This is a genomic window from Lawsonibacter sp. OA9, from assembly GCF_022440585.1.
Map to the genome: position 1 here is coordinate 1 of NZ_JAKNTI010000020.1, position 8,631 is coordinate 8,631.

An 8,631-nucleotide genomic window follows, 5' to 3' on the forward strand; every position below is an offset into this window, starting at 1 on the left:
GGATACTTACCGGGCGTTTAACGGACAGTCCTCAGATGTATTTTCTCCGTCCGGGATCATCGGCGTCAGCGTAAACTCTGAAAACCAGGAGCTTGCCATGTCATGGATGGAAACGCTGTTGGGTACAGAAGTTCAGAGTAAAGTCTGAGAGATGGTTTTCCGGTCAATGCAGAGGCTTTGACAGCTTTGCCACCAATCCCATTCCGGGATCAATGGAGGGGGCAGGGATTATGGACCGTGACGGAAATGAGATACGGCTTGATGTCGTCTGGCCGAATGACGCGGAAAAGAAGCAGTTCAGAGACCTGATTGAGACTCTTAAGGTACCGGCTGTTACGGACGACAGTCTGAAGGAAGAGATCATAACCATCGGTGCACAGGCTCTGACGGGGGAGAAAGAGATTGAAGATTGTACTGGGAAATTGTACAGAAAATTTCGATTCATCTACAGGAGTAGGTATGGTTTCTGCTGCCAAGTCTGGCAGGCGTGGCCATCTTTGTACTGATACCGTTTGCGGATGTGGGAAAACGTTCTTTTCAGACTGCAGTGACGGGGAAGTTCTGCGGGATTGCGAATTACCGGGAAGTTTTTACGAATCAGGCATTCCTGGCGGCGGTCAAAAATACGTTGAAATTTGTGGCCGTCGGGCTTCCGCTGCTGCTTCTGATCTCACTTGTGATCTCACTGGCATTAAATGGATGTAAAAAAATCAGGGGGCTGAAATCGGTGTACCTGCTGCCAATGGCAGTGCCCACCGCGGCGGTGGTACTGATCTGGAAGATGATGTTTCATGTAAACGGCCTGATCAATGCGGGGCTTGCATCACTGGGATTGAGTGCGGTGGACTGGCTGGGGAGTGATGCATCTTTCTGGGTACTGATCATCAGCTATCTGTGGAAGAACATGGGATATACCATCATACTCTGGCTGGCAGGCCTGCACAATGTACCGGAGGAATTAAAAGAGGCTGCCAGAGTGGATGGTGCATCGGAGTTTCAGTGTTTTTTCCACGTAGTGCTCCCGGGACTGAAGCCGGTACTGTATACAATCACAGTATTATCTTTTTTGAATTCCTTTAAGGTATTCCGGGAGGCCTATCTGGTAGCCGGAGCTTATCCGCAGCAGAACATGTACCTTCTCCAGCACATCTTTAACAACTGGTTTACCAAGCTGGAGATCGATAAAATGGCGGCGGCGGCAGTCTGTATCACGATTGTATTTGTTGCATTTGTGCTGCTGCTGCAGCGTTTCTGGGAGAAACAGGAGGATTGAGGTTGAAAAAGATCTGTTGGAAGCTGGGGCTGGTGTTATCAGCAGTGATCATCTGTATGCCGGTGATTCTCACAGTCCTGGGTTCTCTGAAAAGCAAAAATGAACTGGCGGCAAGCCTGGCGCCAGTGTTAAACGGAACCGGCGGCATGATAGAATGGAAGCTTTTTCCGCTGTATCCGACATTGATTCATTTTGTGAAACTGCTGATCTGGACACCGGACTTTTTTACGGTGTTCTGGAACTCGATGAAAATTGTAGGAACAATCCTCGCGGGACAGCTGGTGTTTGCGGTTCCGGCAGCATGGGCGTTTGCAGCATTTCGCTTTAAAGGAAAGAAACTGTTGTTTACACTCTACGTCATTTTAATGTTGCTTCCGTTTCAGGTGACAATGCTTCCCTCCTATCTGGTACTGGATGGGCTGAACCTGATGAATACCCATGCGGCAGTCATCCTGCCGGCAGTTTTTTCTACATTTCCGGTATTTCTCATATACCGCAGTTTTACTGCGATACCGAGAGAATTGATAGAAGCGGCTAAGATTGACGGTGCCGGTGAGCTGGCGGTTTTTTTGAAAATCGGGATTCCGCTGGGTTCGCCGGGCATTCTGTCTGCAGTGGTTTTAGGATTTCTGGAGTACTGGAATATGATGGAGCAGCCGCTGGCATTTTTGCAGGATAAGACATTGTGGCCGCTTTCGCTGTATCTGCCGGAGGTTGGAGCCGGGCAGGCGGGAACCGCACTTGCGGCATCTGTGATAGCACTGATACCGGCTGTGTTTGTGTTTGTAATTGGACAGGATTACCTGGAACAGGGAATCATTTCATCGGGAATCAAGGAATGAGTGAAGACATGAAAACAGTGAAATGGAATACATCTGAAAAAAGAAGAAAAAAAGCGGTCTGGTGTTTTGCTGCATTCCTGCTTATTATGCTGCTGTGCACGATCATATCACGCGGTATCTATGCGTGGCAGATGCCCAGGGTGCAGATTGGAAAAGCAGAGCAGCGAAACATTTCCCACACGGTCACAGCTGAAGGGAGGATCGAGGCGGACATAGGAAAGGCGGTGGTTGTGGAAGAGGGAATCCGGGTAGCGGAGGTCTGTGTCAGGATTGGCGAGAAGATCCAGCAGGGAACGGTACTGCTCCGGCTGGATACAGAGGATTTGAAAAAACTGAGCGAAGAGGTCACAGCCCGGATCGAGATGGAGCAGCAGAAACTTGCGGTGCTTAAAGCCGGCAGGAGTGTGGAGCAACAGACTGTACAGGCTGCGAAACAGCGTGCTTTGGAGGATCTTGAGAATACGATCGCGGTTCAGGATGAGGCTGTTAACAGAGCCTGGCAGGAGTACTCTGATGCAGAGTATGAGCTGTCAGCTTATCCATCCTGGGAAAGCTATCAGGAGATGAATGAAAATGCTGATACAAGCGCATGGGAGCAGGGCATGAAACAACTGGAGGATGCTTTGGCGCAGAAAGAGACGGCGCTCTATAACGCGGAGGTTGAACGTGACAAGGCGGTTGTGCAGGCTCGCCGGGCGGTAGAAGATGCGGAAAATAAGGCACCTGCTGATGAAAGCGGTATCACAGAGGCCGGGCAGACGATCTCACAGCTGGAAACGAAACTGGCAGCGTATCAAAAACTGCAGGAAAACGATGGACAGGTTGTAAGCATGATGGCTGGAAATGTCGGGAAGATCTGTGTGGAAGCAGGCGACCGCACGACGGACAGTGCAGCCATGATCCTGGCGGACGGGTCTGAGGGTTGGAATTTTAAGGCGGTACTCTCAGAAGAACAGGCGGATTATGTGAAGACGGGAAGTAACGTGACCCTTAAGTTCCAAAACGACAGACTGCAGAAAGAAAACTGTGAAATAACCGCCGTGACACAGAAGGAAGAAGGCGGCTATGAGGCTGTTGTGAAAGTAATGGATGAAGCGCTTTCACTCGGTGAGAGCGGTAAGATGGAACTGACAAAACAGTCGGGGCCGTATCCGTGCTGCATCCCGCTGTCCGCGCTGTACGCGGATAATGACAGGAATTATATCCTGATGATCCGGGAGACAGAGACGATTCTGGGAACTGAGCTCAGTGTCGTAAGGCAGGATGTGACTGTTAAGGATAAAAATGAAGGCAGTGCTGCGCTTGAAGATGGTTCGCTGGGGGCAAATGACCAGTTCGTTGTATTTTCCAGCAAAGAAGTATCCCCGGGCGATAAAGTGCGGCTGATGGAGGAGGGAGATGAATAGAAGAAAAAAGATTCTGATCTCACTTCTGCTGCCGGGTGTCTTATGTCTGGCGGGGCTGGGAATCGGTATGGTTTATAAAGCTGCTGCACCTTCGGGGATTGCCAAATGGGAGATGAAAAGCGCAGCGGTGTATGATGAGAACATGAGTCTTATCATCACACGGATGAGAGAAGAGGGATTTGATGTTGCCTTATGGCAGGAAAATAAGCCGGAGACGGTGACGAATCCTGATTACAGCAGAAGTGCTGATGTGAAGACGATCGGGATTGCAGGAGACTGTTCCATACTGTTTCCGAACAGCAACGCACTTCCGGCGGGAGAGACAGGATACTGTATCCTGGGAGAGAAAACGGCGTGGCAGCTCTTCGGAAGTACAAAAGTGGATGGCAGGAGTGTACTGATCAATGAAAAAACCTATCAGGTTGCAGGAATTCAATTTCAGGAAGAAGAGCTGTGTGTCTATGAGCTGACACCGGATACTGAACAGGAGGTAGCCTTTGCTGCCATACAGTACGACAAACGTGAACAAAAAGATATGGGAAAACGCAGGCTTGAAATGCTGGGTGGTCTGACACTGATCGCCTGTGGATAGAAGAGGGGAACTCTATGGCGTCGATATCATTAAAAAAAGTCAAAAAGATATATCCCAACGGATATGAGGCTATAAAAGATTTTAATCTGGAAATAGAAGATAAGGAGTTTATTATCCTGGTGGGACCGTCCGGATGTGGAAAATCCACAACGTTGCGTATGATCGCCGGGTTGGAACCGATCACAGCCGGCGAGGTGGTGATTGATGAAAAAAAGGTGAATGATGAGGAACCAAAAGACAGGGACATTGCCATGGTATTTCAGAACTATGCACTGTATCCACATATGACGGTATATGACAATATGGCGTTTTCACTGAAGATGAGAAAAATCCCGAAAATGGAGATTGATAAGGCTGTCCGAAGTGCCGCAAAGATCCTGGACCTGGAGGAACTTCTTGGCAGAAGACCGAAAGCACTGTCCGGAGGCCAGAGACAGCGTGTGGCCATGGGGCGTGCAATCGTCAGAGATCCCAAGGTCTTTCTGATGGATGAACCGCTTTCCAATCTGGATGCAAAACTGCGTGTCCAGATGCGGCTTGAAATAGCGAAGCTTCACAACCGTCTCGGTGCAACCATCATCTATGTGACACATGATCAGACGGAGGCGATGACACTTGGAACGAGAATCGTGGTGATGAGGGACGGCGATATCATGCAGGTGGATACGCCGAAAAAGGTCTATGACCGTCCGAGGAATCTTTTCGTCGCCGGGTTTATTGGATCTCCCCAGATGAACTTTCTGAGGGGGAAAATCCGGGAGCAGCAGAGCAGCATCATATTTGAATCCGGAGATCGGAAGTTTGAGATACCTTCCGTCAATGCGGAGGTATTGAAAAAAGAAGGCTACACCGGTAAAGAAGTCATTATGGGAATTCGCTCGGAAGATATCCGGGTTGCCCAGTGGAATACGTACGATGACGGACATGTTCTGCCGGCCGAGGTAAAGGCATATGAACTGCTGGGAGCGGAAGCCTGTCTTTACACGGAGTTTAAAGGAGGAAATCTGGTCTGTCGAGTGAGACCGGATACGCCGGCTAAGAGGGGGGATGTGATAACACTCACATTTGATATGAACAAAGCGCATTTTTTTGATGTGAATACCGAACAGAATATAATGGCACCGGACGCCTGAAAGGGCGCAGCCTCTCTGTTATATGGAAAAGCCTACGGCACATATAGTAAAGCAGAGGGAGGTGCGGTTAATGAAACACAGGGAATTTGCCTATACCGGTAAACCAGTGCCAAAACTGGATGACCCGAAGTATGCAGCGTTTCTCACAGAGATTCAAAAAGCGGTCTTCTGGTCTCTGGAGAAGAGAAAACTGCTGACTCCTGAGCAGCGGGAGCATTGTCTGGAGGAACTTGAATCCCGACATTGCCGACAGTGTATTGAGAATCAGAACAACCGGCTGTAAGGAGGGGTTTTTGTGTATGATTACGAACGCTTAAACCAGGAGAGAAGGACAGCTGGCAAAAGAAAGCGTGTCGCAGCATACTGCAGGGTATCTACGGATGGTGATGACCAGGCAAATTCTTTTGAGAGTCAGCGCACGTTTTTCAGGCAGTATATCGAGCGCAATCCCGACTGGGAGCTGTTTGAAATCTATGCCGACGAGGGAATATCCGGGACCAGCACAAAAAAGCGCAGGTCGTTTAACCAGATGATCAGAAGTGCCAAGAATGGAGAGTTTGACCTGATCATTACGAAAGAGATCTCACGTTTTGCGAGGAATACGCTTGACAGCATCTATTACACTCGTGATCTTAAAAAGCATGGTATAGCCGTTATTTTTCTGAATGATAATATCAATACCCTGGATGGAGATGCCGAGCTTCGCCTCGCGATCATGTCCTCCATCGCGCAGGAGGAGAGCCGCCGGACTTCAGAGCGTGTGAAATGGGGGCAGAAACGGCGGATGGAGCAGGGAGTTGTATTCGGCAGAAGCATGCTGGGGTATGAGGTGCGTGACGGAGTCATGTATCTCGATGAAGAAGGTGCCAGGATTGTGCGGCTTATCTTTCATAAATATGTGGAGGAGGGGAAGGGAACACATGTGATCGCGCGTGAGCTTGGGGAAACGGGGATTTTGCCCATGCGTGTCAGTGAATGGCAGAGTTCGGTTATCCTGCGCATTCTTCGGAATGAGAAATACTGCGGTGATCTGGTGCAGAAAAAGACATACACACCGGATTTTCTGTCTCATGAAAAAAAGTATAACCGCGGGCAGGAGGAATATGTGATCATCAGGGACCACCATGAACCGATCATCTCAAGGGAGATGTTTGAAAAAGCCAACCGTATTCTGGACAGCCGTTCTCACTCACAGAAGGGAAAGAAAAAGCACAGCAGCCGCTATACATTCTCTGGAAAAATAAAATGCGGATGCTGTGGTTCGAGTTACGTCTCCAGATATAAACAAAGAAAAGACGGTAGCAGCTATCAGTCATGGCGTTGTCTGGAAGCAGTCCGGCACGGCGCTCCCCGCACAGACGAGAATGAAAATATGACTGGCTGCGCAGGATGCAGCATACGCAATGAGGATGTTCTCCATATCATGGCTGCGGCATGCGATCTTTTGGAATACGACAGAAAAAAAATGAAAGGCAGCATACTTGCTGTGATCAGGTCGGTGACAGATAAAGACAACGAAGAAATCCGGCAGATTGCAGATGCCGTCAGTGAGATGACAGGCGGCATGGATTATGAAGATGAATTTTACCGGCAGTTGCTTGAGAAAATAGTAGTGAGGAACAAAGACAGTATTGATGTTTATCTTAAGCATTTTCCTTTGAAGCTAGGATTTGGGAATACAGACATATCTGCGGAAAAACCATAAGATGCAGCTCTTGCGTTTTAGACAGGCTTGTGGTATCTTCAGTATAATGAATAGATAACAGAAAGGATTGTCCGAGAGGCAAAAGAAAGATGTACAATATATTAAATCATTATTTAAACACAAACCAGATTGTTATGCTGGGTATACTTATTACATTTATCCTCACATTTCTGGCATTGAAATTTCCACTGCCGTTTCTGCCGAGTGACCAGGGAAGAGCATTTGCAGTCAATGGGAACCTGTCGAAAGGAAAGATCAGGGGCGTGGGGCTGACATTTGTCCTGTGTTTCATAGTCGGCAGTGTTCTTTTTATGCCGCTGGACCGTGAGTATATCATTTATCTGATATTGCTTGCATGCATCATGCTGAGCGGCTATCTCGATGATGCGTCTGACAAACCATGGAGTGATTATAAGAAGGGCCTGATCGACCTGATCATATCTGCCGTCACCATGCTTACTTTTTTAAACTATAATCCGACGGCGATTTATATCGGAAGCATGGAGCTGATCATTCCGAAAGCGGTTTACATCATTCTTGGAATTGTCCTGATCTGGATATCGATCAATGTCACGAACTGTTCAGACGGCGTCGACGGATTGTGTGCCAGCCTCTGCTGCGTTGCTATCCTGTCGTTCAGTCTGATCTTTCGTGAGGCACTGGGAAATTATGTGATCGCCGACTTTCTCTTTGTCGCGGTACTGTTTGCATACCTGTATTTTAACACCTCGCCGAGCAGTATGCTGATGGGGGATGCGGGATCAAGGGCTCTGGGATTTTATCTCGCGATCATTGCGATGAAATCACAGCATCCGTTTGTTTATCTGCTCCTTGCAGGAATGCTGATCATCGACGGAGGATTCGGACTGGTCAAGATCTTCCTGAAGAGGTTTTTGAAAATCTCCATACTGAAAAATACGCGTACGCCAATCCATGACCATGTAAGGATTAAATTCAAATGGTCGGACACGCAGGTGGTGGTGCGTTTCCTGATCGCACAGGTGCTTCTTGGGCTGGTAGCGTTTCTGATAGTCTCATAACAGAATACGGGATGTCTAAAGACCGGCAGCCGAATGGGAAACCATTCGGCTTTTATATGGATATGGGTGTTTCAAAGGTTTAACCGCAAACAGATATATCTTTCAATAGGGGACGTGGTATAATAAAAGAAAACCTACGATTGAGAAAAACTGTATGGACAAAAGAGAGAAACAGAAACGATCTAAAACAATGATAAGAGTAATCGCTGCGTGCATTTTATTGACGGTAAGCGGGGGGATACAGATACTGGTGTCTGTGATGCCCGGACTGGCTGAATGGTATTCTGTACATATCTATCAGGTGCTGGTTTCCGTATTTGGAAGATTTTTCGGGATCTTTCCGTTCTCTGTGTCGGAAATATGTCTTTATATCCTGCTGCTGGTCCTGGCAGCATCCCTGGTACATATTACAGTAAAAATTATCCGTAAAGATAACAGGAAGCGCACGTTGATGAGGTGGCTTTCCTGCCTGTTTCTTGTGGCGGCCGTCCTGATGTTCCTGTATACGGTAAACTGCGGTGTGAATTACAAAAGGAACTCGTTCTCTGAAAAAGCAGGAATCTCTGCCGGAGGGGGTACGGTGGATGAGCTGGAAGCGGTATGCAGCCGGCTGACTGAGAAAGTCAATGCTTGCAGCAGT

General features: G+C 48.2%; 10 protein-coding genes. All 10 read left to right on the plus strand.

The window, feature by feature from the left end; translation table 11 throughout:
• Positions 1-230: 230 nt before the first annotated feature.
• Complete coding sequence (locus tag MCG44_RS00855; RefSeq protein WP_240286312.1) at positions 231-506, plus strand: hypothetical protein; 276 nt, start codon at positions 231-233, stop codon at positions 504-506.
• The gene (locus MCG44_RS00860) at positions 488-1,273 is read left to right on the plus strand and encodes a carbohydrate ABC transporter permease (protein ID WP_240286314.1); all 786 of its coding nucleotides are present in this window, start codon (positions 488-490) and stop codon (positions 1,271-1,273) included. The genes MCG44_RS00855 and MCG44_RS00860 overlap by 19 nt, the downstream gene beginning before the upstream one ends.
• 2 nt (positions 1,274-1,275) lie before the next feature.
• Positions 1,276-2,115: a carbohydrate ABC transporter permease gene (locus MCG44_RS00865; RefSeq protein ID WP_240286316.1), complete on the plus strand. Its 840-nt coding sequence runs from the start codon at positions 1,276-1,278 to the stop codon at positions 2,113-2,115.
• A complete protein-coding gene (locus MCG44_RS00870) occupies positions 2,112-3,521 on the plus strand; it encodes a hypothetical protein (RefSeq protein ID WP_240286318.1) in 1,410 nt (469 codons plus the stop codon). Before MCG44_RS00865 ends, MCG44_RS00870 begins: the two co-directional genes overlap by 4 nt.
• On the plus strand, positions 3,514-4,113 hold the full coding sequence (locus MCG44_RS00875; protein ID WP_240286320.1) for an ABC transporter permease: 600 nt from the start codon (positions 3,514-3,516) through the stop codon (positions 4,111-4,113). The genes MCG44_RS00870 and MCG44_RS00875 overlap by 8 nt, the downstream gene beginning before the upstream one ends.
• A 14-nt stretch (positions 4,114-4,127) precedes the next feature.
• Positions 4,128-5,246, plus strand: coding sequence for an ABC transporter ATP-binding protein (locus MCG44_RS00880; protein WP_240286322.1), 1,119 nt, complete (start codon positions 4,128-4,130; stop codon positions 5,244-5,246).
• Between the two features lie 70 nt (positions 5,247-5,316).
• Positions 5,317-5,529, plus strand: coding sequence for a hypothetical protein (locus MCG44_RS00885; RefSeq protein WP_240286324.1), 213 nt, complete (start codon positions 5,317-5,319; stop codon positions 5,527-5,529).
• 12 nt (positions 5,530-5,541) lie between these two features.
• On the plus strand, positions 5,542-6,951 hold the full coding sequence (locus tag MCG44_RS14975; RefSeq protein WP_240286326.1) for a recombinase family protein: 1,410 nt from the start codon (positions 5,542-5,544) through the stop codon (positions 6,949-6,951).
• 89 nt (positions 6,952-7,040) lie between these two features.
• Entirely contained in the window at positions 7,041-7,991 is a 951-nt protein-coding gene (locus MCG44_RS00895; protein WP_240286328.1) for a phospho-N-acetylmuramoyl-pentapeptide-transferase, read from the plus strand.
• A 190-nt stretch (positions 7,992-8,181) separates the two neighbouring features.
• The coding region (locus MCG44_RS00900) for a DUF3810 family protein (protein ID WP_240286329.1) at positions 8,182-8,631 on the plus strand (450 nt) is incomplete at its 3' end.